At 40.5% G+C, this 25,445-nt stretch carries 27 protein-coding genes; 12 read left to right on the top strand and 15 right to left on the bottom strand.

Annotation, left to right across the window (positions count from 1 at the left end):
• Positions 1-191: 191 nt before the first annotated feature.
• Positions 192-1,571, bottom strand: a complete 1,380-nt coding sequence (locus ACE1AT_RS08995; RefSeq protein WP_374867424.1) for a 1-acyl-sn-glycerol-3-phosphate acyltransferase — start codon at positions 1,569-1,571, stop codon at positions 192-194.
• 186 nt (positions 1,572-1,757) lie between these two features.
• Between ACE1AT_RS08995 and ACE1AT_RS08990 the strand changes: the two genes are divergently transcribed.
• The 3 genes from ACE1AT_RS08990 (at position 1,758) to ACE1AT_RS08980 (ending at position 5,278) form a co-directional block, all read left to right on the top strand.
• On the top strand, positions 1,758-3,623 hold the full coding sequence (locus tag ACE1AT_RS08990; protein WP_374867422.1) for a proline--tRNA ligase: 1,866 nt from the start codon (positions 1,758-1,760) through the stop codon (positions 3,621-3,623).
• Positions 3,624-3,799: 176 nt separating this feature from the next.
• Positions 3,800-4,600, top strand: coding sequence for a DUF2993 domain-containing protein (locus tag ACE1AT_RS08985; RefSeq protein WP_374867420.1), 801 nt, complete (start codon positions 3,800-3,802; stop codon positions 4,598-4,600).
• Positions 4,601-4,669: 69 nt separating this feature from the next.
• Positions 4,670-5,278 (top strand): GerMN domain-containing protein, encoded by a 609-nt coding sequence (locus ACE1AT_RS08980; RefSeq protein WP_374867418.1) that lies wholly within the window; start codon positions 4,670-4,672, stop codon positions 5,276-5,278.
• A 142-nt stretch (positions 5,279-5,420) separates the two neighbouring features.
• Here ACE1AT_RS08980 and ACE1AT_RS08975 read toward each other — a convergent pair whose 3' ends face one another.
• The 6 genes from ACE1AT_RS08975 to ACE1AT_RS08950 all read right to left on the bottom strand — a co-directional run bounded on the left by ACE1AT_RS08975 (position 5,421) and on the right by ACE1AT_RS08950 (position 10,896).
• The gene (locus tag ACE1AT_RS08975) at positions 5,421-5,765 is read right to left on the bottom strand and encodes a metalloregulator ArsR/SmtB family transcription factor (RefSeq protein ID WP_016861788.1); all 345 of its coding nucleotides are present in this window, start codon (positions 5,763-5,765) and stop codon (positions 5,421-5,423) included.
• 69 nt (positions 5,766-5,834) lie between these two features.
• Positions 5,835-6,383, bottom strand: coding sequence for an acetyl-CoA carboxylase biotin carboxyl carrier protein (gene accB, locus ACE1AT_RS08970; RefSeq protein ID WP_374867416.1), 549 nt, complete (start codon positions 6,381-6,383; stop codon positions 5,835-5,837).
• A 288-nt stretch (positions 6,384-6,671) separates the two neighbouring features.
• A complete protein-coding gene (gene efp / locus ACE1AT_RS08965; RefSeq protein WP_374867414.1) occupies positions 6,672-7,229 on the bottom strand; it encodes an elongation factor P in 558 nt (185 codons plus the stop codon).
• 122 nt (positions 7,230-7,351) lie between these two features.
• A complete protein-coding gene (locus ACE1AT_RS08960) occupies positions 7,352-8,014 on the bottom strand; it encodes an energy-coupling factor transporter transmembrane component T family protein (protein WP_374867413.1) in 663 nt (220 codons plus the stop codon).
• Complete coding sequence (locus ACE1AT_RS08955) at positions 8,007-8,930, bottom strand: energy-coupling factor ABC transporter permease (RefSeq protein ID WP_374867411.1); 924 nt, start codon at positions 8,928-8,930, stop codon at positions 8,007-8,009. Before ACE1AT_RS08955 ends, ACE1AT_RS08960 begins: the two co-directional genes overlap by 8 nt.
• A gap of 472 nt (positions 8,931-9,402) precedes the next feature.
• Positions 9,403-10,896, bottom strand: a complete 1,494-nt coding sequence (locus tag ACE1AT_RS08950; RefSeq protein WP_374867409.1) for an AAA-like domain-containing protein — start codon at positions 10,894-10,896, stop codon at positions 9,403-9,405.
• A gap of 701 nt (positions 10,897-11,597) precedes the next feature.
• Here ACE1AT_RS08950 and ACE1AT_RS08945 point away from each other — a divergent pair.
• The 3 genes from ACE1AT_RS08945 (at position 11,598) to ACE1AT_RS08935 (ending at position 13,952) form a co-directional block, all read left to right on the top strand.
• Positions 11,598-12,482, top strand: coding sequence for a putative adhesin (locus tag ACE1AT_RS08945; protein ID WP_374867407.1), 885 nt, complete (start codon positions 11,598-11,600; stop codon positions 12,480-12,482).
• 144 nt (positions 12,483-12,626) lie between these two features.
• Positions 12,627-13,241 carry a hypothetical protein gene (locus ACE1AT_RS08940; protein ID WP_374867405.1) on the top strand — a complete coding sequence of 205 codons (615 nt, stop codon included), beginning with the start codon at positions 12,627-12,629 and terminating at the stop codon, positions 13,239-13,241.
• A 159-nt stretch (positions 13,242-13,400) separates the two neighbouring features.
• Positions 13,401-13,952, top strand: coding sequence for a hypothetical protein (locus tag ACE1AT_RS08935; protein WP_374867403.1), 552 nt, complete (start codon positions 13,401-13,403; stop codon positions 13,950-13,952).
• A gap of 164 nt (positions 13,953-14,116) precedes the next feature.
• On the opposite strand, the gene ACE1AT_RS08930 is transcribed toward ACE1AT_RS08935, so the two are convergent.
• From ACE1AT_RS08930 to ACE1AT_RS08900, 7 genes are all read right to left on the bottom strand, one after another.
• The gene (locus ACE1AT_RS08930) at positions 14,117-14,545 is read right to left on the bottom strand and encodes a type II toxin-antitoxin system VapC family toxin (protein ID WP_374867401.1); all 429 of its coding nucleotides are present in this window, start codon (positions 14,543-14,545) and stop codon (positions 14,117-14,119) included.
• Complete coding sequence (locus tag ACE1AT_RS08925) at positions 14,542-14,799, bottom strand: hypothetical protein (RefSeq protein ID WP_374867399.1); 258 nt, start codon at positions 14,797-14,799, stop codon at positions 14,542-14,544. Before ACE1AT_RS08925 ends, ACE1AT_RS08930 begins: the two co-directional genes overlap by 4 nt.
• 101 nt (positions 14,800-14,900) lie before the next feature.
• On the bottom strand, positions 14,901-15,734 hold the full coding sequence (locus ACE1AT_RS08920) for an energy-coupling factor ABC transporter ATP-binding protein (protein WP_374867397.1): 834 nt from the start codon (positions 15,732-15,734) through the stop codon (positions 14,901-14,903).
• Entirely contained in the window at positions 15,709-16,521 is an 813-nt protein-coding gene (gene cbiQ, locus ACE1AT_RS08915) for a cobalt ECF transporter T component CbiQ (RefSeq protein WP_374867395.1), read from the bottom strand. Before cbiQ ends, ACE1AT_RS08920 begins: the two co-directional genes overlap by 26 nt.
• A complete protein-coding gene (locus ACE1AT_RS08910) occupies positions 16,505-16,834 on the bottom strand; it encodes an energy-coupling factor ABC transporter substrate-binding protein (protein WP_374867393.1) in 330 nt (109 codons plus the stop codon). The genes cbiQ and ACE1AT_RS08910 overlap by 17 nt, the downstream gene beginning before the upstream one ends.
• A 140-nt stretch (positions 16,835-16,974) precedes the next feature.
• Positions 16,975-17,886 (bottom strand): cation diffusion facilitator family transporter, encoded by a 912-nt coding sequence (locus tag ACE1AT_RS08905; RefSeq protein ID WP_374867391.1) that lies wholly within the window; start codon positions 17,884-17,886, stop codon positions 16,975-16,977.
• A 130-nt stretch (positions 17,887-18,016) separates the two neighbouring features.
• Positions 18,017-18,778, bottom strand: coding sequence for an energy-coupling factor ABC transporter permease (locus ACE1AT_RS08900; protein WP_374867389.1), 762 nt, complete (start codon positions 18,776-18,778; stop codon positions 18,017-18,019).
• Positions 18,779-19,142: 364 nt separating this feature from the next.
• Here ACE1AT_RS08900 and ACE1AT_RS08895 point away from each other — a divergent pair, with 364 nt between their 5' ends.
• Positions 19,143-20,168 (top strand): multicopper oxidase domain-containing protein, encoded by a 1,026-nt coding sequence (locus ACE1AT_RS08895; protein ID WP_374867387.1) that lies wholly within the window; start codon positions 19,143-19,145, stop codon positions 20,166-20,168.
• Positions 20,169-20,231: 63 nt separating this feature from the next.
• Here ACE1AT_RS08895 and ACE1AT_RS08890 read toward each other — a convergent pair whose 3' ends face one another.
• Complete coding sequence (locus ACE1AT_RS08890) at positions 20,232-20,741, bottom strand: GNAT family N-acetyltransferase (RefSeq protein WP_374867385.1); 510 nt, start codon at positions 20,739-20,741, stop codon at positions 20,232-20,234.
• A gap of 368 nt (positions 20,742-21,109) precedes the next feature.
• Here ACE1AT_RS08890 and ACE1AT_RS08885 point away from each other — a divergent pair, with 368 nt between their 5' ends.
• The 5 genes from ACE1AT_RS08885 to ACE1AT_RS08865 all read left to right on the top strand — a co-directional run bounded on the left by ACE1AT_RS08885 (position 21,110) and on the right by ACE1AT_RS08865 (position 25,366).
• Complete coding sequence (locus ACE1AT_RS08885) at positions 21,110-22,153, top strand: helix-hairpin-helix domain-containing protein (RefSeq protein ID WP_374867383.1); 1,044 nt, start codon at positions 21,110-21,112, stop codon at positions 22,151-22,153.
• 203 nt (positions 22,154-22,356) lie between these two features.
• Complete coding sequence (locus ACE1AT_RS08880) at positions 22,357-22,791, top strand: bacterioferritin (protein ID WP_374867381.1); 435 nt, start codon at positions 22,357-22,359, stop codon at positions 22,789-22,791.
• Positions 22,792-22,898: 107 nt separating this feature from the next.
• Positions 22,899-23,867 carry an FTR1 family protein gene (locus ACE1AT_RS08875; RefSeq protein WP_374867379.1) on the top strand — a complete coding sequence of 323 codons (969 nt, stop codon included), beginning with the start codon at positions 22,899-22,901 and terminating at the stop codon, positions 23,865-23,867.
• A gap of 140 nt (positions 23,868-24,007) precedes the next feature.
• Complete coding sequence (locus ACE1AT_RS08870) at positions 24,008-24,811, top strand: MOSC domain-containing protein (RefSeq protein ID WP_374867377.1); 804 nt, start codon at positions 24,008-24,010, stop codon at positions 24,809-24,811.
• Between the two features lie 210 nt (positions 24,812-25,021).
• Positions 25,022-25,366, top strand: a complete 345-nt coding sequence (locus ACE1AT_RS08865) for a COP23 domain-containing protein (protein ID WP_374867375.1) — start codon at positions 25,022-25,024, stop codon at positions 25,364-25,366.
• The last annotated feature ends 79 nt before the right edge of the window (positions 25,367-25,445 follow it).

The following is a 25,445-nucleotide window of genomic DNA, read 5'->3' as shown; positions in this document are numbered from 1 at the left end:
GGAGTAAGACCACAATCAAACACGGGTTTGAGAAGGCATCAGCGAATGAAGCGGGAAACCCGAAAGACGAATAAGACCGTCCCTAAATTGAGTTGATGTTGGAAGCCCCAACCTCAACGAAGTAGGTTGGGGTACTTCACGAAGTTTCTTTCAAGCTGAAGTAAGTACTTGATTACAGACCACAATCACCCCTATTTCACAATCAAACCTTCCATTGCTTGCTGCAAATCTTTAGTAAAATCTGCAACAGCTTGTCTTGCACCTTGACGACTTCCCTTATACACTGGATACCGTTCGGAAATCGATAGTGGTTCACCCACAGTTATTTTCGCTCTTTGTTGACCCAAAAGCGGACGCTGGAAAGGATTACCGCCTCTAATTTTAGTAACAACATCCCATATTAATAATGTTGTTTCAGCAAAACGTTCGGCGGTGGGTTTTTCCTGTACATAATTACCTGTAACCGCAACCAAACTTTCGACTAAACGCATGTGCCACATCCGCAAATTCGCTTCTTCGGCAATGCGATCGCCTAAATCTCTTTCTAAAGATGACAGTGATTTGACATCTTTATAATCTTCTCTAAAAATATAATTCCAACCTGCCTGTTCGACTCGGCGACAACGGTCGTTAAAATTTCCTTTAGACTGCAAATCAAAATACTGTTCTGCTACTTGTAAAACTATATTTAAAAGTGTACTTAAACGAGCGGCTATGATTTGATTTATTTCTTTGGATTGCGTTGGAATTTCTGGTAATTTTTGATGATAAAAGCGTGTATAAAAATCCTCCATGAAACTTAGTAAACGTTCTGCTAAACGTAACAAACGAGGATAGAGAAATTCAGGGTGTGGGGAGGTGTGATTATGGGGAGGTAAACCACAGTAGGTTTCTAATTGAGTTAACAAATTGGCGATCGCATCCCAAGGAGCTACAACATAACTATATTGAATTCCGACTGGTACAATCAGAACCTGTTGATTTCGTCCAGCTTTTTGCAAGTCTTCCGCGCACCAAAAACCCATTTGGGCGATTCCGGGTTCGAGGGGATTAACAATCTCTGAAAGTCCATTGGTAGCGCCTTCTGGTGCAGCAGCCATGGGGAAGCGTCCATTGGCGAACAAATCTCGTGCTGATCGCAAACCCGTCCAGTCTGCTTTACCCCGTTGAATGGGTGTTGCACCTAAACGAGAAGCAATCCAGCCAACTTGATTCCCAGCCCATAAAGTAATACCGCGATCGTAGATAAAATGAGCATGGGTTGGATGCTGTAGCGGTATTCCCTGCTGTCGTGCTACCCTTGGCACGAGTTGGGAAAGCAAGTAGCCCAAGCACAGTGGATCTGTGGCTTGAGGATGGCGAAATGCTATCAAAAAACGAATCTTTCCCTCTTGAAACTGGCGATAGAGATTTACCAAAACCTCTACGTTATTTGCTTCAACTTGGCTAATTGCTGTTTTCCAGCGTAAGTAACTGGGTAAACCTAGCTGAATCACTCGTAAAACTGAGGGATTAAATGCTGGCGGAATAAATTCTAGAGGTGGTTGTGCTTGATTAATGACATCAGGCAAGGTAATTTTCTCCGATGATAGCGATATGAAGTATGAATTATGAAGCGTGAAATATAAAAATTAAATTTTTTATCTTTTATCCTTTTTTCATTCTTTATACTTCAGACTTCTTTGAGCCTGCTTTTCATCCTTTATACTTCAAACTTCTGTAGTTAGATATTAGCAACACCGAAAAAAGGACAAACGATGCGACTGTCAAAAATGTTATTCGTTACACTGCGGGACGATCCAGCAGATGCTGAAATCCCCAGTCATAAATTACTACTCCGCGCAGGTTATATTCGTCGCATCGGTAGTGGTGTTTACGCCTATCTCCCACTGATGTGGCGAGTATTACAAAAAGTCTCCCAGATTGTGCGCGAAGAAATGAACGCCACCGGCGCCCAAGAATGTCTCTTACCGCAATTACAACCTTCAGAGCTATGGCGTGAATCTGGCAGATGGGATACTTATACCAAAGCTGAGGGTATCATGTTCGCCCTTATTGATCGCCGCGAACAAGAATTAGCATTGGGGCCGACTCACGAGGAAGTGATCACGACCATAGCCCGTGATCTGATTCGCTCTTACCGACAACTACCCCTGAACCTCTACCAAATTCAAACTAAATTCCGCGATGAAATTCGTCCCCGCTTTGGTTTGATGCGCGGACGGGAATTCATTATGAAGGATGCTTATTCCTTTAATGCGGATGAAGAAAGCCTGAAAAAAACTTACCAGGATATGTACCAAGCCTACAGCAATATGCTGCGGCGTTCTGGTTTGAGTTTTCGTGCTGTAGAAGCAGATTCTGGGGCGATTGGTGGTACTGGTTCCACAGAATTTATGGTTTTGGCAGAAGCTGGCGAAGATGAAGTTCTTTACACTGAAGATGGTAAGTACGCCGCTAATGTCGAAAAAGCTGTATCTTTACCTGCTGAGGCGGAACCTTCTAGCTTTAGTAGTTATGAAAAACGGCAAACTCCTGGAACCGACACCATCGAGAAACTTTGCAATTTTCTCAAATGTTCTCCCACCCAAGTTGTGAAAAATGTTCTGTACGAAGCAGTTTATGATACTGGTACAAAAGTATTGGTATTGGTGAGTATCCGGGGTGATCAAGAAGTTAACGAAGTTAAGTTACAAAACGAGTTAACAAAATTAGCTTCCCAATATGGTGGAAACGCAGTTATCCGGTTAGCAGTACCCGACGCAGACGCTCAGAAAAAATGGGCAACGAAAACTTTGCCTTTGGGTTATATTGCACCTGATATTGCTGATGATTACATTCAACCCCTCCCCAACCCTCCCCGTCAACAGGGAGGGAGCCAACTTCCCCTCGTCAACGGGGGGACTGAGGGGGGTTTAGTCCATCCAAAGTTTTTGCGTTTGGTAGATCAAACCGCCGTTGATTTAAAGAACTTTGTCACAGGTGCAAATGAATCTGGTTATCACGTAGTTGGAGCCAATTGGCAAGAGCAATTTAAATTACCAAATATAATAGTAGATGTACGTAAAGCCAGATCAGGCGATCGCGCCATGCACAACCCTGAACAAACTTTAAAAAGCGCTCGTGGGATTGAAGTTGGACATATTTTCCAATTGGGTTCAAAATATTCCAAAGCAATGGGAGCGACTTATACCAACGAACAGGGAGAAGAAAAACCTCTGGTGATGGGTTGTTATGGTGTGGGAGTATCACGACTGGCACAAGCAGCAGTAGAGCAATCTTACGATCAAGACGGGATTATTTGGCCTGTGGCGATCGCACCTTATCATGCCATTGTCACAATTCCCAATATTAACGACGCCCAACAAATAGAAATCGCCGAAAAACTTTATACAGAACTCAATCAAGCCGGAATTGAAACTTTACTCGATGACCGCAACGAACGAGCAGGAGTAAAATTCAAAGATGCAGATTTGATCGGTATACCTTACAGAATAGTCACAGGACGAGCGATCGCCAATGGCAAAGTCGAAGTAGTTGAAAGAAAAAGCCGCAATTCTCACGAAATCCCCATCACTGAAATTGTATCTACTCTTAAAGGGTGGATCGGGGATCAGGGATAGGGGATCGGGGATTGGGGATTGGGAAGAGACTTGTTAAATAATTCTCCCTTCCCTTGTCCCCCTTGTCTCCCTTGTCCCCCTTGTCCACGCCACGTGCTACAACGCGGGGGACCCGCGCAACGCAGTGGCTCCCCTTGTCCCCGTGTCTCCCTTGTCCCCGCTCCCTTCAAAATAATATGGAACTCCTGACAATCCTCATATCTAGCCTATTGGGTGTAGTTGCTCCTGTAGGAGTGGTAATTGATCAGACTGCTGAAAATGCCATTCGCTCGCAGTTTTCTACAGCGGAACAACTACAAGTAAGGGTGGATAATGCTCCTAGTTATCAATTACTGCAAGGTAAAGTAGAAAGAGTGTTAATTGCAGGGCGTTCTTTGCAATTAAAACAACAAGATTTTCGCATCGCAGTTTTAGAACTAGAAACCGATCAAATAGAATTTGAGCCAAGTAGTATCAGGCAAAAATTACTCAAATTAAAACAACCTTTGCAGGCTGGAGTACGTTTGGTTGTCACAGATCAAGATATTAATAAACTTTTACAATCACCAGATTTTCTCAAGAGGGTGCAAAAGTTTAATAAACGGAATTCTTCTGCTTTGCAATTTGCCCAAGCCTCTAATTTTGCCAATCCCAAGGTAGAATTTCTAGCCAATAATAGATTTATTTTTCAGGTAGAGTTACAAAGCGATGAGGAGGTAATACCCCTTTTATTTAAAATTAATTCTGGATTAAGTATTGTTGGTGGTAGACAATTTCAGCTAGTTGATCCACAAGTATCACTAGATGGACAAGAGTTTCCAGCAGAATTTCTCAATTTGATTATTAGTAACATAAATCAACAATTAGATTTACGTAATTTGGAAGGTGACGGATTACAAATGCGAATTCTAAAATGGAAAATGAAGCCAGGTAAATTAGAAATGGCAGCATTTTTAAGAGTAGAGCCATCTTCTAAGTTGTTGGAAACTCGCCGTTAGTAAGTCTCGTCTTCAACCAAACTTCTCTTCACGTAGCATAGTATCAAGAGTTCAAGGAAGGTTTTGTATATGAGTCAGCAACAAGGATCTAAACGGGTTTCTTCTGGTGTAGTAGCAGCTATTTCAGCAGCAGTTGTGGTGGTAGGGGGCGGAGTCGGCTTATTAACTTGGAATTCTCATCAGAACACCAACCCTACACCCTCGGAACGCCTTGTACCCGGTAATCCGCCACAAGTAGCAAATGAACAAACAACCCAAATTTATTGGTTACAAGACACTGGCAAAAATTTTCAACTGGTTTCTCAATCAATCCAGGTACAAGCAAATCGTAACCAACCCAACCAATTTTTAACAGCAGCTTTCCAACGCTTATTAGAAGGGCCGACAGAAGGAAGTAACGGTTCGAGTACAATTCCTCAAGGAACAAAAGTCTTGGGTGTAGATGTTCAAGGTGATACTGTTCGTGTAAATTTGTCTGGAGAATTTACAAGTGGCGGCGGAAGCACTTCTATGCAAGGGCGTCTAGGTCAAATTGTTTACACAGCCACTAGTTTAAATCCGAATGCCAAAGTATATATTGATGTAGACGGCAAGCAACTCGATGTGTTAGGTGGCGAAGGTTTAGAGTTAGAACAGCCACTCACACGTCAAAACTTCAATGAAAATTTTCAACCTTAGTCATTTGTCATTTGTCATTTGTCATTTGTCATTGGTCATTGGTCATTGGGCATGGTTGTTAGCTTATCTCCTTGTTTCCTGTTCCCTGTTAAGAGTTCCCTATTCACTAACTAATGACTAATGACTAATGACTAATGACTAATTACTTTGTATTCAATACACGAAAACTCCGAGCTTGCTGTTCTAACCTGCTGGCGAGGCGATCGCAAACTCGGTTACATAATTCAAAAATCATCTCGTCTTCCACCCGGTAGTAAGCACAAGTTCCTTCACTGCGACGGCTCAGAATTCCCGCTTGCCACATTACCTTCAGGTGCTTTGACACATTTGCTTGTGACGTTTGGGTTGCCTCTACCAACTCTTGTACGCATTTTTCATCATCCCGCAATAAATGCAACAATCGCAGGCGCATTGGTTCACTCAACAGGCTGAAGTATTCAGCTACTTGTTGCACAACTTCTGGCGGTACAGGCAACGTTTGTTTCATCACGATTGTTTCGGAAGAACTGAACTGAGAAATTTTACGAATTTAGACATTAGTTATATAGATTAATACTTAATCTGGATTAATTCGCATCAAAGGTTGACCATATTCTACAGGTTCGCCATTTTGAACAAGAATTTCGACTACTTGTCCGGATACTTCGGCTTCGATTTCATTCATTAGCTTCATGGCTTCAATAATACACACAGTTTGACCGCTACGGATGCGATCGCCCACTTCTACAAATGCTACTTCTCCAGGTGCAGGAGCTCGATAAAATGTTCCCACCATTGGGGAAGTAACTTCTGTAAATTTTTTTTGCTCTAGTGGTGAGAGAGTTGCTGGTGATTGTACACCTGTAGTCGCTGGAGTATCAACAGTACGGCTTGCTGTCGCGTCTGGTGTGGGAGAAGATGCGACTAGTGGAGTTGAGGTGACAAGCGGTAATCCTGAGGCAGTAGTAACACCTGAAGACACTACGGTTGCTGGTGACACTCCAGGAGTATGTAAAGTTTTACGTACGGTGATTTCAAAATTGTCGCTTTTAAGTGCTACTTCCGTAATGTCTGTTTTGGCAATAGTTTCCAACAATTGACGAATTTCATTAAAATCCAATGGCACAGCTTTGATTACCTCATAATGCGTTAAAAAAGGTAGTAGACGCAGAGCGGCTTGGTATAGGTAGGCAGAGGGGCAGAAGGTAACAGAAATTTCATAAATATTATTTTTTATTACTTATTTCCAATTACCCATTACCAATTATCTTTTGCGTACGTTTTAGTGTACGCACTTGATGATCAATTTAGTGGTAGATAGACTTTTTGGTAAAGATTAAATATTAAACGAGGCAGGGATGGAAATCCCCGCTAGGGATAGAAATACAGATTTCCATCTTTGCTGAGTTATAATTTACTCCCTGCCCAGGTATGTATCATTACGGGTGTCAATGCGGATACGTTCCCCTTGGCTAATAAACAGAGGAACCATCACAACTGCACCAGTTTCTACAGTTGCAGGTTTACTGCCACCAGTAGCTGTGTCACCTTTAACACCAGGATCAGTTTGCACCACTTCTAACACCACAGAGTTAGGTAGTTCTACTTCTAGTACTTGTTCACCCCAACGGACGACGTTAGCTTCCATACCTTCTTTGAGGTACTTGACACGATCGCCAATTTGGGCTGCACTTAATCTACCTTCCTCATAGGTTTCCATATCCATAAAGACGTAATCATCGCCGTCTTTATAGGTATGCTGCATCGTACTTTTTTCCAAAGTCGCTTGTGGTACGGTTTCCCCTGCTCGGAACGTCTTTTCCACCACGCTCCCACTCTGGACATTTTTCAACTTTGTCCGTACAAATGCGGAACCTTTTCCAGGCTTAACGTGGAGGAATTCCACTACCCGCCATACAGATCCATCTAAAACAATAGAGACACCAGGTCGAAAGTCGTTACTGGAGATCATGAAGCTTTCAAAGTTTGGAAGACAATCGGCATTTATTGTACCCTTCAAAAGGAGAAATTAGTCATTAAGTCATAAAAGAAGGAGGAAAGGAAGAACCAAGCTAGGGGTAAGCGATCGCAAAGTTAGAAATAAGAAGCTACGGTTAAAGTACCTGTGATCGCACAAGCAACTAACAAAATTAATCTTTCTTTTGCTGTTAATCTTGAATCTACAGGTAATTCTCCTGTATAACCACGAGCTACCATTGCTGCATAAACTCGCTCTGCTCTTTCTAAACTGCGGAGATACAAGCTACCAATCATCGCTGCACTAGCGTAACGTAACCATCCACCAGGGCCATTAAGACCCCGCAATTGAGCAGCACGTTGCATTCTCTGGACTTCTGCCAATAAGATTTCTAAGTATTGTCCTGCTAACAATAAACTTTGCTTCAAACCACCCGGAACAGGTAAAGCTTTCAGAGCAATACCAAAACTGTGTGGCGGTAAAGTTAACAAAAAACTATTCATTGTCAGCAAGCAAACCAGAGAACGAACCAACAGAAAACTCGCTCGTTCCCATCCTAAAGGTAAAGCCACTAATGACAGAAATATTAATTCTGTACCCAATAAGCCCGTGAGTTGAGGAATGGGTACGCGTAATAAGACAGCCCAAAGCAGTGCAATAGAAGCATATGCAGCCAGAGCTTCCCAAGCTTCATACTTTAATAAAGCTGCTCCAATGACAACAACCAGAGATAGCTGCAAACGTAAGGGTAATGGTAATGATAATGATAATTTAAGCATTCTTTGGTTTCACTACTTGTGCAATACCAAAAGCAACACCAAAGCAAACGATTGATCCAATAATTCCAGCAATACTTGTACCGATGGAACCCAATCCTTCTATGCCATAATCGGCTAGAGGTGTTGGTACTATCACTCTTACCTCTTCAGTAAGCTTAATAAAGCCTAAGTTTTCAGCAACTCTTTCTAAACCATCTGGCCATGCAGAAGCTACCAAGGAAAGTAAACCAGAAATCAACAGAATACTCACTACTGGTATTACCCACCCTCTTAATTGTCGTTCTTCTCCAGGTAACAAATCTGGTCGAACTGTGGCTAGGTAAGTCAACACGCCGGAAGTAATCAAACCCTCGCCAATCCCAATCAAAATGTGTACACCAGTCATCGCTGGTAAAACTAACCCTAGAGGTGCTGTTCCTGAAATAGCCAACTCAATAGCACAGGCTATAGCAGCCACAACTACACTCACAGCAGCAGCGATTCCAGCCGCTAATGGTAAGCGGCTTTTGTAACCCCCTAATAATCGCTGTAAAGTTTGGGTTAAACTCCAGCCAACCCAGACTCCCACTATTGCCATATTAAAAATATTTGCTCCCAAGGCAGTGATTCCCCCATCAGCAAACAACACAGCCTGAATAATTAAAACCGTGGCGATGCATATTGTACCTGCCCAAGGATTACCAAGGATAATTGCTGCGAGAGTTCCTCCTAATAAGTGACCACTAGTACCGCCTGCAACAGGAAAATTAATCATCTGAGCAGCAAAAATAAAGGCAGTAGTTAAACCCAAAATAGGTGCGTGTTTAATTCCAATACCATCTCGCGATCGCGTTAATGAAATGCCCAACATCGCCACACTTGCCACACCAGTAACGACTGCTACTGGCGGAGAAATAAAACCATCAGGAATATGCATTCGGTTCCTCTGTTTTTGTTTTTATTGGCACAAATAAATTCTTAATAGCCGCAGCATGAAACTAATTCATAAGAAACAAAATTTACCTCTTTTGTGCAATGCCCTCTTGGGGGATTTTATACTCTTACTTCAGGATTATTGACAAAAAAAATTGTATACAATAATTTACTTATACTTTGGATTGTTAAATATTGTAATTAAAAAAAATATAAAATAAATCAATTTTGTGAGATTACAACTTTTGATCCTCTTGTTTCAACTTTTTTGTGAAATGTCTTAGAGGTTTATGATTTATTTAAGATTTTCTATTGCAGCTTAATTTAGTTTTCGCTTTATTCCTTTTTGAAAGTGTTTTTTATTGATTGAAAATATTCAGAGCAATTTGTTTTAATCCTGCAAAATTTTCTGGGGCGTGATCTTTTCTCATTCGGGAGTCATCCTCGTTAAAGACGATATCTAAATACCAATACCCTTAACTGTTGATTCGCGACAGGCGATCGCCCAAAAACGGACGAAATAACTCGCAGGCGAGACTTGCCTGAAGACCATGTAGATGTACCAACCCCATCTGTTGTAACTGAAAGGCTTGCACAGCCTCGCAATCTACAGGACTTGACTGCCTGACAATTTCTGTAAACGATAGCAATAAATCGGGATAGCGTTGCAAATTCCACCATTGTTGTTCTAGGTGTTCTGCATAGATGGCGGCGGCGATCGCAGAATTTTCTAACAGTTCTTCCAGAGTTATTGTCTGCTGTTGTAGGTAATAAAATGCCAACTCCAACCGATAGGGATGTCCTCCCAACAGAGCGATCAGGCGTTGGGTTTGTGGCGCGGTTATCTCCTGTTCGCACCGATATGCTAGCTCCTGCACCTGAGCAAAGGTAAACTCAGGTAACTCAATAACCAACCCAGTATTCAACAGGGAAGGATTGATCGAGGGAGGCATCAAGATTTCAGTAGATTGAACTGTCACCAGTCGCAGCTTGTGCCAAGGATTAATGTCTGCATTGCCTTCTTTGGCTTGCTCCGACCAAGTTCGCAGAAGTTGGAGAAATTCACTGGCAATGTCGGGGTAGGCAAAAAGCTGACTGAGTTCATCGATCGCAATCACTAGGGGGCGATTATCCCTCAGAGACTCTGCGCGAACGAGGTTAACTAAGATAACATCCTCAAAGTAGTTGGTGATGTTAGATTTGCTACCCAAGGAGTGATCCCAAAAATTGGCGATGCCTACGGCGGGCTGCACCAACGCGTTCGGCAAATCTAACTGCTTGCTGACTCTGGCACAGAACCATTGTAGGAAGCGTTCTAGGTTCTGTAAAATCTCGTCGTCGGCAAGTTGCAAGTTCACGGAAACAGTATGATAGTCCAGATATCTAGCACGAGCCAGTATCCGGGTCATTAGGGAGGTTTTGCCCATTTGCTTGGGGGCGCGGATGTTGAGCAGCGCACCACGTTCCTGGATGGCTTCGTAACATAGGGATTCGAGGATGGGACGGTCAATGTAAAAGACTGAATCTAGGGGTATCTGCCCTCCTGGTAGAGTTAGGGGACGAGGTTGCAGATTGTCTTGCGGTTGTTCCATTTTGTGGGTTTGAGAGAGATCAGTGCGATCGCAGGCTGGTTCGATGGGAAAGCAGGTTTCAACAGGGGACATTGAGCCAATCTCGGCAAGATTGTCTTGATGAGGCTCCAGGTAGAGATAATCGTCCTTTAACAAGGTCAGATTAAAGGCATTGAAGCAGCACTCCAAGGTTCGCTTATCGACTCCTACTGAGCCAATAAAGACCTTGCTGAGGGTATTGGGAGTTAAACCTGTTTTTTCACTGAGGTCTTCGAGAGTGCATCGCTTAAAATTTTGCTCAATTTCTACCTGAGCTTTTGCCTGATTGAGTTTTCTTGAGCCTTGAGCCGTCAAAATTGTACCCCTCCGCCGTAGATGATTTCTCGATTGTAAGTGCATTTTTTACTCTAAATAAATAATAAAAATGTGTTTAGTTATTGGCTTACTAAGAGACTATTTATAAGGCAATACGCTTGGTATTAGACCCGTAATTATTTGTCAAGGCGCGTTGTTTAAAGCGTCTCTAAAGACAAATTTTTTGTAACAAAAATCCTTAAACCAAGTGTATTTATTTATAAGTTAAATCTTAATTAGAGTGCGTTATGGCTTCGCTATCAAGCACCATTTTATGGGCGGTGCGTGATCACGATCACATCATATTTTTCGTGAAAAATGATATTAAAATACGCGCCTCACACAACGCCAAGTGCTACAACTCTTGGAAATCCCAAGAGCGCACAGGCTCCCCTACAGTGATTTGATTTTTATTTTATAAATAACCTCTAAATAGATGACTAGTATGCTTACAAATTTTATGAATGAAATTCCGAAAAATTTATTCTCAACGCTCCTCGGAGTTAGTTTGTTCAGCAAAAACAGAAGCATAGTTCTTAAATTGGGGTTTTTTCCAAAGTTAATAACGACGTTAAGTCATGGTTCGAGATACTTAAATTTTCAGTTACTGAAACAAATATGGAAACTGGCTTTGGAAAATTGTTAGTGCTACATGCTTAACTTTTTTTCTTAAAGTTGCAAACTTTGGTGGTGTTGACGGTAGAAAATCCGGATTATTGAGTCAGAAGCAATTGAGAGGTTTATCTATGCCAGATATAATAATTTCTGCTCATGGTGGTAGATGGTCGGATGATAAACAAGATTTTCCACTTCCTGACGGGAGTAAGGTTTTGTATTACGTTGACGATGGAGGTATTCTAAGTAACTCGGATGGCTATAAAATCCTAGGAAATCTACAAAAAGGGAATGTTCCAGGTGGAAAGGTTGTTCAAGAAGTTTCTTCTAAATCTTTGACATATGATTATTCTTGTTGGTATGCAGAAGAGTTTAAAGACGATTGTGGTATTTACGAAGTTGGAAGCAATAAACTAATTGAGAACCTCTCTAGCTACACTGAAAAAAAACCACTTCTTCTAAGTGAAATCTGCAAAAAATATCCCCAGTGCAATATCTACTGGGTGTGCTGTCGTGAAATCACTAAGAGAGAGCAGAGTGATTTCCTTCGTAACTCTCCAGGAGCATTCCTTAACGCTATTCAATGGACTGACGATAAGGGTGGTGCTCAAGTCTTCCCAGAAATCCAAAATAAAAGTAAATTCACGGTGGATGTAGCGACTTCAGACCAAGTATCTCAATGGAATAAGGTTTTAGGCTATAAGGAAGACTTCACCGAGGATGGGGATAAAGAGGTCACGCTTGCTATTATCCAAGCTGCTGTGATGATTATCACTCTTTTAACCCTAGCTTCTCTGGTTGCCTATGCATTATCACGTGGCTACAAGATCACTGCCAAAAAAACCAAAACCACCATGCAGTTCGAGTTCCAGCCAAAAGAAAAAGTATCGTACAGAGTCAGTGGAATATATACCTCCTCTAGCCTTAATGACGAAGACGACCTATCTCTTGATGCGAGATTAATAGACAAGGATGGCAACGAACTTGGTACTTTGCAGATAGTCCGAGAGATATGAGCCTAAATAATGTAGAGACGTTAAATTTAACGTCTCTACAAGCATTTTGGGCAACGCATAGTTCATTTCTGGAGACATCTAATAGGTTGCTTCTATATAGAAAAAATTCAAACCAAAACCAAAATAAGGAGCTAAACGATCATCATGAATATCAAACTTAATTTCATCAACCAATCAAATGATATCTCCAATAGTCAAGTGTTAATCTTTCAAAAGAATATAGCCACAAATTTTGGTGAGTTGGCTATTGCTTGGCGGGTAATAAAGAATTGTGGTGTGGGGTGTAACCATCCCTTTGTCTTTCCGATGCAGTTTACAATCAGTTCTTCAGATAGTAATGGTAATTTCACACCTCAAATGACAGCAACCAATGGGCAAAAATTTGCAGTAGAGATGGGAAAATCTGGTCATATTCTGAAACTTACTTCTGAACCAACAGCTAGTCCATCGGAAGTTGAACTCAAGAATAAGCTGCAAACTGGTTCTGTCTCAGCCAATATCTTTAAAGATGGTAAATTGCTCGCCAAACATAAAGTTGTTTCCCCTGGTCAAAAAGCTGTTTTTCAATTTCAACCGAAAATTTTTATCGGGGTAGTATCTGATATTCAAGAGGGAGACGAAATTCATACCGCAGTATTGTCTGATATCAATACAGAGTTTGATTTGCTAGGTATTAGCAGCGCTGACATAATTATGACTGGTGGTGGTGGTGGTCCATCAGCCACGTCATTCAGATTTGAACTAAGCAATGTTATTTAATTGTGTCTGATTGAAACAAACTAGAAATTAGCATTACAAGCTTGCCCATAGTATGTTGCAGCTTGACACAAGAAATCCTAACCACCGTTGTTAGGATTTTTTTTCAGATTTCTTGATCGGCATAATTACTCGAAAACTCAATCGTACAGGAACACTACAATGACTTCTAAAGAACAAGATCAACCCAATAGAAGATATATAGCAATTCTTTCATTACCCAATAGACGATATGAAGTAATTCTTTCATTAAGAGTGGTAGCAAAGCAATCTCAAGTTGACCATGATATTGAAGACCTCCAAGCAAAGCAAACGCTAGAGAAAACACCCGTATCCTCTACTTGGAAATCAGGTAATCTTGAGTTAACGGCTAACGCTTTTTATAACGATCAAAAGACATTGACAAAAATTATTGTTGAGGTTGCTGACTTTACAAGCGATGAAATAAAGCCTATCAAGAAATGTTTTTCCTTTCTCTTTCCCTTAAAAAATGAAGAAATTATTGAGTTAAAATCTTCACAAGATTTCACCGTGTGTGGTTATCTGATGCTAAAAATGCCTTCTGCTTATCCTGATGATGTGTTATTGTTCTTGAGTGTTGATTATGGAGAGAAAAACAATAGACAGCACATTGAAGGGGGTGTTCTGTTAATTAAACTTTCTTCACCCAATCTAAGCTCGACTTTATCCATTTTTGAGGATATGAGAAATTAATAGCCAATCAATCCAGTTTCCTCAAACTTTTCATAAAGACTTTTTTCTTTACTATGATTTTCTGGTTCTAGTTTTGAATAACATTTTTTGAGTAACTTAATAAAGTCCAATAGTGCGATCGCCTGATCTTGTATTTACTCAATTGTCAATGCGATCGCCAAATTTTAAGAAGAGGGGCGAAAAACTCTTTCAAAAGGCTGTTTACGATAGCGTCGATAGATATCAAAATCTTGATCTAGAGTGGCGATCGCACTAATGTCTAACCGTTCTGAAATGGCAATTAAACTTAAATCTGCAAAATCTCCTGGCAAGTCTGCATATTGAGCATTTAGTTCAGCAATACGAGTGAAATCTTGTGGTAATAGAGGTACACATTCGTAAAGTTCCTTCGCCAAATCCAACAAAAATTCATTTTGAGTCCGCCAATTAGAACTGAGTAACCACATAACCTCCGTAACACAGCTATGAGTAGTAATTAATCGGCTGGTACAATTTTCTAAAAAGCGACAAACTTCTAGGTGATAGTTATCGGCAGCACTGTAATAAGCGGTTAAAATCCCACTGTCGATTAGGGTAAGGGGATGATAAGTCATGAGTGCCGATGCTTGAGATAATTAGCGATCGCTTGTTTTCGTGTCCCTCGTTCCGACAAATCAGGGGGTGCATCCTGTAAGAGATGCTGAGGATGTCCCCCTCGTCTTTCAACAAAAGTTCTATCTAACTTGAGGGTTAACCATCGTTCTTTGATCAGGCGTTTAATAAGTTCACTGCGGTTTGTATTTTGTTCGTGACTTAGGATATCGGCTAATTGTTGCTCGGTTTCAGGATCTAATCTTACAGACAGCATTACTTGTATTACCTGTATGACACTTATAGTAAGTATAGCCAATGTTAATGAAAAGAACTTAAAAACGACCCTCAAAGAACAATTAAGCTTTTTACAAATTTCTAAAAATAAAGAAATTCATTTAAGATTCGTTGTTGTAATTGTTCTAAAATAGCTGGATCTTTAGTAATTTCATCAACAGCAGACAACATCTCATAAATTAAAGGTACTCCAAGTTGCAATTTCTCAAGAATTTCGCGTTGATTAAACACATCCTGGGGTTTTCCTTCCAACACCAGCCTTCCTCTATCCATCACAAATATCCAATCTGCCCAACGATAAACTAAATCAAGATCATGGCTTGCCATAACTATTGTTGTGCCAGCAGCATGGATATTTTGTAAAGTCGTCATCAACTTACGAGTATGCAGTCTATCTAAATATGCTGTTGGTTCATCTAACAATAATAATTCTGGTTTGAGTACCATCACATCTGCGATCGATACTCGCTTTTTTTGACCTAAACTTAAATGATGCACGGGTCTTTGAGCAAGTTCTATTAAATCAAATTCAATTAATGCTTGCTCAACTAGCTGTTGAATTTTAATCTCTGGTAAACCCAAATTACATAATCCATAAGAAATATCTTCTTCTACGGTGGAAGCAACTAGTTGTTGTTCTGGATCTTGAAAAACAACGCCAACTTGTTGACGCAATTTTACCAAAGATTTGCGGTCATATTTTAGTGGCTTTCTTTGCCATATAATTTTTCCTTTGTCTAGTTTGTATAAACCATTAGCTAATAAAAATAGAGTTGTTTTTCCACAACCATTTTGACCAATTAATGCACACCTTTTTTTAGCTGGAATTTTGAAATTGAGATTATTAATTGCCGATTCTTTAGCACCTGAATAAGTATAATATACTTGTTCAAATTCGAGTAACCATTCCTGCATTCTGCCCCCATTCTAATGCTATTAATAAAGCGCAGCCAAAAATAGCTTCTATTGTATAACGCTTTGATTGATGATAACGATGGGGATGCCAAACTCGCAATTCTCCATTAAAACCCCTGGATTCTAAACTCAAGGAAACTTGACGATAGTTTTCGATTGTGCGTCTGAGAAGTTGTCCAATTAATAGTGCTAAACTTCTCATCCCCATAGCAAAATTACAGTATCCTCCACGGGCTTGTTGAGCAACCCATAACTCAGAAGCTGTGTTTAATAGCACAAAAATAAAACGATACATCAGTAATAACAGTTCTGTAATTATTACCGGACAGCCTATACGCCTGAGAATTTGCAAAAGTGCAGTAAAAGGAATAGTCAAAACAATAAAATACAAACAACAAAGAGAAGCTAAAGCTCGCGTTAAAATTGTTAAACCCTGTACAGCACCATGATGACTGATATATAAGTAATAGTTGCCAAAAGCTAATCCTATAATTGAGTCAGGTGCTACTAAATTGAGATGAGATAGTTCTATCCCATTAATAACTAAAGCAGGTAGACTAGTTAACCAAAAAAAAGTTGCTACGTAAATTAATTTCAAATATATTTTGCTAGGAATACCCGCGTAAATTACTGTCCAAATACTCATCCAAAGTGCAATCAGGATTTGTACAAAAGGATGAGCAAATGCGGCAAATATTAAAAGAAAACTTGCAAAAACCAGTTTTTTTTCAGGTGGCAACCAACACAAACGATTAGTATAAGCTAGAGTATCAATCTGAATTTTCATTATGATGATTTTGTTGTTCTGAGCGCCCTTTATAAAGCCCAATTACATAACCAATGACACCAGCGCCCGCAGCTGCTTGCACGGCAAATAAGAGACTTTGCACTTCCGAACTAGATATTTGAATTAGTGAATTAAACCAAGGTTCATATTTAGGCTGTATCTCTTTAATAGCTTCTTGAGCTTGGCCATCTGCGCCACCAAACTCAGCATCTTTGAGTACTACCAATGGTGTTGCTGACAATGCGACTACAGCTAATAGTAATAACCAATTATTCCATTGATGTTTTTGATTTTTTGATTTTGAATGAGTCATAATTTAATAGTCCATCGTTATGTGTAACTCTCTAGTAGTCCAACAAATCAAATTTACCTAGTTTGTAGTAAGCACTGAAGTGCTTAATAGAGCGATAAATCGCTCACTACGAACCCTTTAAAACTTAGCTTTACAGAGTACTAATCACAGCAATTCTTCTGAGCGCAGGGTAATAAAAAATTACCAGTTTCTATCTGAATTGTGGTGTGTTCAATGCTAAACTTATCATGTAAATCCATCCTGATTCGAGATAAGAAAGCATCACCAGGATTACCAGTAAGCATAACCAAGTGTGCTGTCAGTGCTGACTCGGTGGTACTCATGGCCCAAATATGCAAATCATGCACAGCAACCACACCAGGAAGTTCCGCTAAGTAAGTACGCACTGCTAGTAAATCTATTCCTTGAGGAACAGCATCAAGTACCAAATCCAGTGACTGAGATAACAACTTCCAAGTGCCAACTAAAATTACCACAACGATAATTAAGCTGATCACTGGATCGAACCATAGCCAGTTAGTTGTGATAATGGCGATACCAGCTAAAACCACACCTAAAGATACTAAGGCATCAGCCACCATATGCAAAAATGCTGCTTTAATGTTTAAATCTTGGTCTTTACCAGACATGAACATCGCAGCTGTAATGCCATTAATCACAATCCCGACAAGGGCTACAGTAATGATAGTGCTTCCAGCCACTGGTATGGGATTACTCAAGCGTTGAATCGCTTCTATGGCGATCGCTCCCATAGCCACCAACAGTAAACAAGCGTTGAGCAGAGCAGCTAAGATCGAAGAACGACGCAATCCGTAAGTATAACGCTTTGTTGGGCGACGACGGGCAAGCCAACTTGCACCCCAAGCCAGTACTAACCCCAGCACATCACTGAGATTATGGCCAGCATCCGCAGATAAAGCTAAGGAGTTTGTCAGAAAACCAAATACCGCTTCAACGATCACAAATCCCATATTCAGGATAATGCCAATCATAAAGGCACGATTGTAAGTGGGCTGATGGTGGTGGTGGTCGTGGTGATGATGGATGGACATAGCTATGGGGGAAAAATGTCTATTCTGCGAAAATTATATGAATACATGTTCATGTATTGTGTGACATCCTAACCCATCGTCTGAAGTCATTACAAGTTGTTGAATGATTAGTGATTAGCCATAGCTGATGTTACTCATCTTGCTTGATTAGCTGCAACATTTCTAATTCTTGACGACCATAATTAGCAAGCCAGTTCCACACTAGTACTGTTAATAATCCTTCACTAATTGCTAAAGGAACTTGTGTGATAGCAAAGATGCTGGCAAATTTGACAAAGGAAGCGATGATCCCACCGACTGGTGCGGGAAATGCTAAAGCTAATTGGATCGAAGTCACGATATAAGTAACCAAATCTGCGATCGCAGCAGCCAGAAATATTGCTAATCTTTGTTTACCCGTTGTCATCACTAAGCAATAAATCCAATAAGCAACAAACGGCCCTGCGATCGCCATTGAAAATGCATTCGCTCCCAATGTCGTTAAACCACCGTGAGCCAAAAGCAATGCTTGAAATAGAAGTACCAAACTACCCAGTACAGACATGGATAAAGGCCCAAACAGTATTGCTCCTAATCCTGTACCTGTAGGATGGGAACAACTACCTGTCACCGATGGCATTTTTAAAGCAGATAGCACAAACGTAAATGCTCCCGCCAATGCTAAGAGTAATTTTAATTGCGGGTTGGCTTGGGTAATCTGTGATATTCGCCGTAACCCCAATACAAAAAATGGCAAAGCAACTATCCACCAAAAAACTGCCCATTTTACAGGTAAAAAGCCTTCCATGATGTGCATCCCATAGGCTGGTGCAGCAGCACTTACGACTATATAAAAGCTGAAAATTCCCAGCAGAATTGGTAATACACCTTTTACTTTAAGAATAATTCTCAAAATCAGCCATCCCTTGAAGATATATAAGGATTTAGTTTATATTGGCAACTTTTATTCTTCAACTATTTATATCATGATTATCATTATCATTTTGTCATAGTGATATTTTCCGGGTTCGTAGTGAGGACTTCAGTCCTCTATAAGCGCTTAAGCGCTCACTACGAACCCTTCAAGGTTGGATTGCTAGATCACTCATCCACCACATTAATTTTGATGAGTCGGGGATCTATAATCCCTACTCTCTTTTTTAACTTGCAGATAAAAAAGGAATAATTGACAATAATTTTTAATTCCTATATGAATATAGATTAGTTGCAAAAAATTTGCAGTTTGTCCTTTACTGCAAATTATTAGTGATAGTACCATGCCTGACTACTTTGCTCTCAATCAAGAAAAATTTTTGAATCGCCGTCAACTGTTAAAGCTAGGATTAGCAGGTGTGGGTGTCGCTGGCGCAGCTGTGGTATGGGATAGATTAGCTGCACAAAAGCAATTGGTGAGAGTACCACCTTTGGAGACACAGGAAAATTTTAACAGCGCTGTCAACCCGGTACAAGTATTGCGAAATTTTGATTATGGGACGCTGAAGCGAGAAAATGGGCGCACAATCCGGGAGTTTCGCTTAACTGCTGGAACTTCGGAGATTCAACTTAATAGTGCTGTATCGTACAATATCTGGGATTTGAATGGTCGTATACCTGGGCCGACACTCAGAGTAAAACAAGGCGATCGCGTACGGATATTATTCCTTAACAAAGCTGGACATTCGCACTCTTTACATTTTCACGGTATTCACCCTGCTGAAATGGACGGTGTTCGTCCAGTTAGCAATGGTAACGCCACAATTTATGAATTTGATGCTGAACCCTTTGGTGTTCATCTCTATCACTGTCACATTGAACCCGTGACTCGACATATTGCCAAAGGATTATACGGCATGTTTATAATTGATCCGCCCAAGTCGCGCCCAGCTGCGGATGAAATTGTATTGGTAATGGCTGGGTATGATGTTAATGACGATAACCACAATGAGTATTACGCCTTTAATGGTTTACCTCATTACTACATGGATCATCCGATTCGTATTTACCAAAATCAGTTGATTCGATTATATGTTCTCAACATTATTGAATTTGACCCCGCAGTGACATTTCACTTGCACGCGAATTTTTTTAATGTTTATCCGACTGGAATGACTCTGACTCCCAGCCGAAAAAGTGATGTAGTGACGATGGGTATCGCAGAACGTCATATCTTAGAATTTGCTTTTCGCTACCCAGGTAAGTATATGTTTCACCCCCACCAAGATGCGATCGCAGAAAACGGATGTATGGGCTTATTTGAAGTCGTTGCTGAGAAAAATTCCCAAAATAGAGCGAAAAATACTTAAGCAAAATTGCAATATCGACCAAGTAGAAACTTTCGTATTTCGCGTCTCTACTCCAGCTATTTGTTAGGTTGCGACGTCTAACCGATAAACATCCATCTCAATACCGTGAAAAATTGTTTCCCTTTCGTATCTCATCCCCAACTTTTCAAGCACTCTCACTGATGCTGTATTTGCTCGCTCGACAATTCCAAGAATGTATGGAAACTTGAGTTCCTCAAATCCGTATTGAATGGTTGCTGATGCTGCTTCAGTTGCTAACCCCCTACCCCAAAACTCTGGATCTAATCGATATCCAATCTCTGGTTCAGCTACATTATCAATTTGGTCGATTGCAATTCCACAGTAACCAATCAATTCGTTAGTTTGTTTGAAAATGATAGCCCACTTCCCGAATCCAAATGCTTTATATGAAGTTATGAAATTGTCTATTTTCGCTTGCGTTTGGGATACTGAGAGAATCCCACTAACAGAAAATTCCATGACTCGTGAATTTGCAAAAATTGGTGCAAGTTGATAGACGTCTTTTTGCTGGAAGTCTCTGAGGATTAGACGTTGTGTTTCTAGCCAAACCATGATTCAAAGCAGCCCAAAAAATGAATAAGAAGCGAATGCTTTGAAAATTCGCTGTGTTTGTTCAGCACTAAATATTATTTTTTGATTTAAGCAATCCCAACAGGGAAATTAGCTGCATTTACCATGCTTTTGGAAGAATTATCGATAATAAATCTTAATTATATAGCAATTAAACTGGAACTAATGATTAAATTTCACCTCATGACATAGTCAAGTAGTTGATAAAAAGTCTCACTAGGTGCAAGAATAACTTAGCAAAATCTAAGAGAAGCTGTCAAATATCACCATAACAATTTGACATATTTAACTGCTGATATAGCTAACAAACGCTTTTACTTGCTTGCTTTTACAGATCCCCAGGAGCAAAGATGAAAAATTTTCGTTATGTATGTCTAGCTGTCGCTGCTTGTGCCATAGTAACCTTGAGTTCTTGTAATAATGGTGGTACTTCAACCACAGAAAATTCACCAGCAACTAATACTCCGAACTCTGTTGCACAAACAACTGAAGCAGTAAGCCATAGCGGTCATAGTAGCAAAAAACCAATTAACATCAATACAGCTATCTTGTCTGAGTTGGATAAATTTGAGGCGCAGCTAGGTGTACCAGCATTATCGAATAAAATTCAGGCAAATCGCCCTTATGCTAGTCCAGATGAATTAGTCAGCAAGAAGGTTATTAGCCAAGAACAGTTTGACAAAATTAAGGATCAAGTCACTGTTCAAGAAGTGGTTTTGACTGGAGAAGCCAAAGATGTTGATTACATGACAAAGCTAGGATTGATGAAAGGACATCTGATCGTAGCGCAAGAACTTTTGGATCAAAATCAACCAAAACAGGCTGAACCTCATATTGGACACCCAGTAGAAGAGATTTATGTTGATGTAGAAGAGCAATTGAACGATCGCAAAGTCAAAGAATTCAAAACAACTTTGGTGAGTTTGCAAGATTTGGTGAAATCTAACCCCAAAGATGCCAAAGTCAAAACTAACTTTACTACTTCTATGGAATCAGTAGATCAAGCGATCGCAGCATTACCAGAAGCACAACGTACCCAACCTTCATTTGTACTCCAGGTAATTAACGGTTTGTTAGATTCTGCAAACTCAGAATATGGTGCAGCGATCGCCAATGGTAAAATTGCCGCAGCCATTGAATATCAAGATTCCCGTGGTTTTGTAATCTACGCTGACGAATTGTATCAAAGTATCAACAGCCAAATGGCAAAAGATCATCCAGACGCAGACAAAGCAATTAAAGCGAGTATGACTCAACTCAAAAAAGCTTGGCCTAGCGTGATTCCACCAGCCAAACCAGTTAATACGCCAGAAGAAGTCACCAAAGAAATCAAAGCGATAGAATCAGCATCTCAAAAAGTGATTGACAATTCTAAAACCCAAGCACAACGCTAATAAGTTCGTAGTGTAGACGCTCGTAAGAGCGACTTCCTGAAGGGTGGACTTTAGTCCTCAAAATCAACACAAGAGTCGCTTACCCTTGACTTTTTGTTCCAAGGTCGGAGTTTAAAATTTAGTGATAAATAAAAAGTTAGAAACTATCTAACTTTTAGCTCATCACCAAAAACTTCTGACTTCTAGCGTAGACTAAGATACTGATGCAAGAACTTGACCAAAACAAGACTATCGACCTGCTCAATACCATCATGGAATTTGAATTGGCAGGAGTTGTGCGTTACACTCATTACTCTTTGATGGTAACTGGCCCAAATCGCATTCCAATTGTTACCTTTTTTAAGGCCCAAGCAAGCGAATCTTTACTTCATGCTCAACAAGCAGGAGAAATTCTCACAGGTTTAGATGGACACCCTACCTTGAAAATTGCACCAATCGAAGAAAGTTACAAGCATTCAGTTAAGGATATTTTGGAAGAAAGCTTGTCACATGAAAAGAAAGCACTAGACCTGTATAAAAACTTGCTTGATACAGTCAGTGATGCCAGCATTTATCTTGAAGAATTCGCTCGAACTATGATCGGTCAAGAAGAGATGCATAATCTTGAACTGAAGAAAATGTTACGCGATTTTAGTTAGAGACGCGATTAATCGCTTAGTACAGACGCGATTAATCGCGTCTGTACAATGGTCATTAGTTATTAGCTAGTGACAAATGACAAAGGACAAATGACAAAGGACAACTGATGAACTTTAGTACTGCTCTACCTACTTTTGTAATTACACTCCGAGAAGGAGTAGAAGCAGCCTTAGTGGTTGGTATTGTCTTGGCTTTGTTGAAAAAAGCTAAACAATCGCGACTCAACCCTTGGGTGTATGCTGGTATCGGTGTTGGTATTGCCTTGAGTGCGCTGATTGGTGTGCTGTTTAGTTGGGTAATACAAGTATTGGGCGCAATTAATCCCCAGTACACATCTGTAGTTGAACCATTAATGGAAGCTGTATTCAGTTTACTGGCGATCGCTATGCTCAGTTGGATGCTGATCTGGATGACCAAACAAGCCAGATTTATGAAAGCTCAAGTAGAGGGAGCGGTGACAGATGCTTTAAAAGATAATACTAATGCTGGCTGGGGTGTTTTTAGCTTAATTTTAATTGCCGTTGTTCGTGAAGGTTTTGAAACAGTTTTATTCATCGCTGCTAATTTTCAACAAGGACTAATTCCGGCGCTTGGTGCGATTGGCGGGATTGCAGTTGCAGCAACAATTGGTGCGCTTTTATTTAAGTGGGGAGTGAAAATCAACATCCGCCAATTTTTCCAAGTAATGGGTATTTTGCTGGTATTAATTGTTGGTGGATTAGTAATTTCTGCATTACATAATTTTGACGAAGCTGCTGCTAATTATGCCCTGAGTAATCGCGCTTCTGAAAGCCTTTGTTTTTACTACGAAAGGTTTACTAAAATTCATTCTTGTATACTAGGCCCAATGGTTTGGAATACAGCCAATATTCTGCCAGAAGACAAATTCCCTGGTATTGTCATCAAAGCCCTATTTGGCTATAGAGAACATCTTTATGTTGTGCAAGCAGTTGGATATATTGTATTTTTAGTGACTGTTGGAGGTTTATATTTCCGTAGTATTACAGGTGGTTTGACTCAAGGTAGAGAGAGCATTTCAGCAGGACAAAAACCGATTGGTTCAGCCAAGGAATAGGGATCGGGGATCGGGGAAAGGGGAGTGGATAATATGTAATACAGAGTGGTTAATAGCTATATAGACAATATTAATACAGACTATTTCCCCTTTCGCCTTTCCCCTTTCCCTGATCCCCGATCCCTAATCCCCTTTCCCCAATGACTAAAATATCAATTCAACAATTATTGATTTATCCAATCAAAGGATTAAGTAGTCATAAGCGCGATCGCGTCCATCTTGAGGTAGGACATGGTATTCTAGGCGATCGCGCTTTTGCTTTGATGTACAAGCAAGATGATATAGATAGCAACTCAACGATAGTACCTTGGATGAAGAAGCACAACTTCATCATGCAAAATGACTGGCCGGGACTCGCAGCTTTAAATTGTTTCTACGAGCCAGAAACTGGAAATTTCACAGTCAAGCGCAAAAGTATAGATTTATTAGTTGCTGATACTAAGACTTCTGAAGGACGGAATTTAATATCAGCCTTTTTCACAGGTTATTTAGCAGGAATTTACCCCAGTCAAGCAGCGAGACACCCCAACCGCGCACCTCTACAACTAGTCGGAGAATTTGACAAAACTCGCTACCCTGACCGGGAAGCGGGACATCTTTCCCTCGTCAGTCAAGCAACCATTGACAATTTAAGTGAATTAGCTGGACAACCAATAGATGTACGGCGCTTTCGTCCCAATATTGTGGTAGCAGGTGTCTCTGCTTGGGAAGAATTTGACTGGATTGGAAAAGAAATACAACTTGGAACTGCAAAAATTGTTGTGACAGCTAGAATTAATCGCTGCTTAAATATAGATGTCAATCCGGAAACAGGAGAGCGAGATATTAGGTTACTGTCTCTTTTACAAGAACAGTTTCAGCATACCCAGACTGGTGTTTTAGGGCAGGTAATTAGTAGTGGTAGTGTGGCAGTAGGCGAAGATTTAATCATTGTTAACCACTAATACCAATTCTTCGTGAAGCTGCATAGAATTTTACCCCTCCCCCAACCCCTCCCCGCAAGCGGGGAGGGGTGGCGAAGCCGGGGTGGGGTCTTTGTATGCGTCTTCATATAGAATTGGTATTAAGTATAAAGTCTGTAGACTAATTACACTTAAGTTATGAGACAAGGATTATTTGGTCAAGTGTGGGCAGGGTTGGCACAATTTTTTTGCATGACCACATTAATTACATCAGCTTTAACTGCATTCATAAATCAGCAAAGCTATGCCGCAGGTACACAGTTCTATTGTGATAAAAGTAAATATCAAAACAGAACTGTACCTGCAACTTACGTACGCACGCAAGATGGGAAACGAATACTAATGCTGCGTTGGGTTGATAATGATAGCTTTCCGCCACCTTGGACAACACAAAAGCGCTGTGACGAGGTATCTCGTAGATTTCAGCGCAGCTATGACAACGGTACGCTCAAATATATCATCACTGGAACAATCATTGACTTCTCCCCTGGATGGAATCACAGGGGATTCTTAAGCTGTTGTTGCTACGGGGGCTAAAAGCACCCCTTCGCAACGCTTACGATATGATCTATTTAACCTCTTAAACAGATCAATTCGTTGTGGCACAGTCAAGGAT

Source organism: Pelatocladus sp. BLCC-F211, assembly GCF_041928655.1.
GTDB lineage: Bacteria > Cyanobacteriota > Cyanobacteriia > Cyanobacteriales > Nostocaceae > Pelatocladus.
Note: the sequence above shows the minus strand (reverse complement) of the source record. Positions and strands in the feature narration are given on the sequence as shown.

Excerpts from the sequence above, each read along its gene's own strand:
- ACE1AT_RS08990 (WP_374867422.1), top strand. The coding sequence starts at position 1,758 with ATGCGACTGTCAAAAATGTTATTCGTTACACTGCGGGACGATCCAGCA.
- ACE1AT_RS08985 (WP_374867420.1), top strand. The coding sequence starts at position 3,800 with ATGGAACTCCTGACAATCCTCATATCTAGCCTATTGGGTGTAGTTGCT.
- ACE1AT_RS08980 (WP_374867418.1), top strand. The coding sequence starts at position 4,670 with ATGAGTCAGCAACAAGGATCTAAACGGGTTTCTTCTGGTGTAGTAGCA.
- ACE1AT_RS08975 (WP_016861788.1), bottom strand. The coding sequence starts at position 5,765 with ATGAAACAAACGTTGCCTGTACCGCCAGAAGTTGTGCAACAAGTAGCT.
- efp (WP_374867414.1), bottom strand. The coding sequence starts at position 7,229 with ATGATCTCCAGTAACGACTTTCGACCTGGTGTCTCTATTGTTTTAGAT.
- ACE1AT_RS08960 (WP_374867413.1), bottom strand. The coding sequence starts at position 8,014 with ATGCTTAAATTATCATTATCATTACCATTACCCTTACGTTTGCAGCTA.
- ACE1AT_RS08955 (WP_374867411.1), bottom strand. The coding sequence starts at position 8,930 with ATGCATATTCCTGATGGTTTTATTTCTCCGCCAGTAGCAGTCGTTACT.
- ACE1AT_RS08950 (WP_374867409.1), bottom strand. The coding sequence starts at position 10,896 with ATGCACTTACAATCGAGAAATCATCTACGGCGGAGGGGTACAATTTTG.
- ACE1AT_RS08945 (WP_374867407.1), top strand. The coding sequence starts at position 11,598 with ATGCCAGATATAATAATTTCTGCTCATGGTGGTAGATGGTCGGATGAT.
- ACE1AT_RS08940 (WP_374867405.1), top strand. The coding sequence starts at position 12,627 with ATGAATATCAAACTTAATTTCATCAACCAATCAAATGATATCTCCAAT.
- ACE1AT_RS08935 (WP_374867403.1), top strand. The coding sequence starts at position 13,401 with ATGACTTCTAAAGAACAAGATCAACCCAATAGAAGATATATAGCAATT.
- ACE1AT_RS08930 (WP_374867401.1), bottom strand. The coding sequence starts at position 14,545 with ATGACTTATCATCCCCTTACCCTAATCGACAGTGGGATTTTAACCGCT.
- ACE1AT_RS08925 (WP_374867399.1), bottom strand. The coding sequence starts at position 14,799 with ATGCTGTCTGTAAGATTAGATCCTGAAACCGAGCAACAATTAGCCGAT.
- ACE1AT_RS08920 (WP_374867397.1), bottom strand. The coding sequence starts at position 15,734 with ATGCAGGAATGGTTACTCGAATTTGAACAAGTATATTATACTTATTCA.
- cbiQ (WP_374867395.1), bottom strand. The coding sequence starts at position 16,521 with ATGAAAATTCAGATTGATACTCTAGCTTATACTAATCGTTTGTGTTGG.
- ACE1AT_RS08910 (WP_374867393.1), bottom strand. The coding sequence starts at position 16,834 with ATGACTCATTCAAAATCAAAAAATCAAAAACATCAATGGAATAATTGG.
- ACE1AT_RS08905 (WP_374867391.1), bottom strand. The coding sequence starts at position 17,886 with ATGTCCATCCATCATCACCACGACCACCACCACCATCAGCCCACTTAC.
- ACE1AT_RS08895 (WP_374867387.1), top strand. The coding sequence starts at position 19,143 with ATGCCTGACTACTTTGCTCTCAATCAAGAAAAATTTTTGAATCGCCGT.
- ACE1AT_RS08890 (WP_374867385.1), bottom strand. The coding sequence starts at position 20,741 with ATGGTTTGGCTAGAAACACAACGTCTAATCCTCAGAGACTTCCAGCAA.
- ACE1AT_RS08885 (WP_374867383.1), top strand. The coding sequence starts at position 21,110 with ATGAAAAATTTTCGTTATGTATGTCTAGCTGTCGCTGCTTGTGCCATA.
- ACE1AT_RS08880 (WP_374867381.1), top strand. The coding sequence starts at position 22,357 with ATGCAAGAACTTGACCAAAACAAGACTATCGACCTGCTCAATACCATC.
- ACE1AT_RS08875 (WP_374867379.1), top strand. The coding sequence starts at position 22,899 with ATGAACTTTAGTACTGCTCTACCTACTTTTGTAATTACACTCCGAGAA.
- ACE1AT_RS08870 (WP_374867377.1), top strand. The coding sequence starts at position 24,008 with ATGACTAAAATATCAATTCAACAATTATTGATTTATCCAATCAAAGGA.
- ACE1AT_RS08865 (WP_374867375.1), top strand. The coding sequence starts at position 25,022 with ATGACCACATTAATTACATCAGCTTTAACTGCATTCATAAATCAGCAA.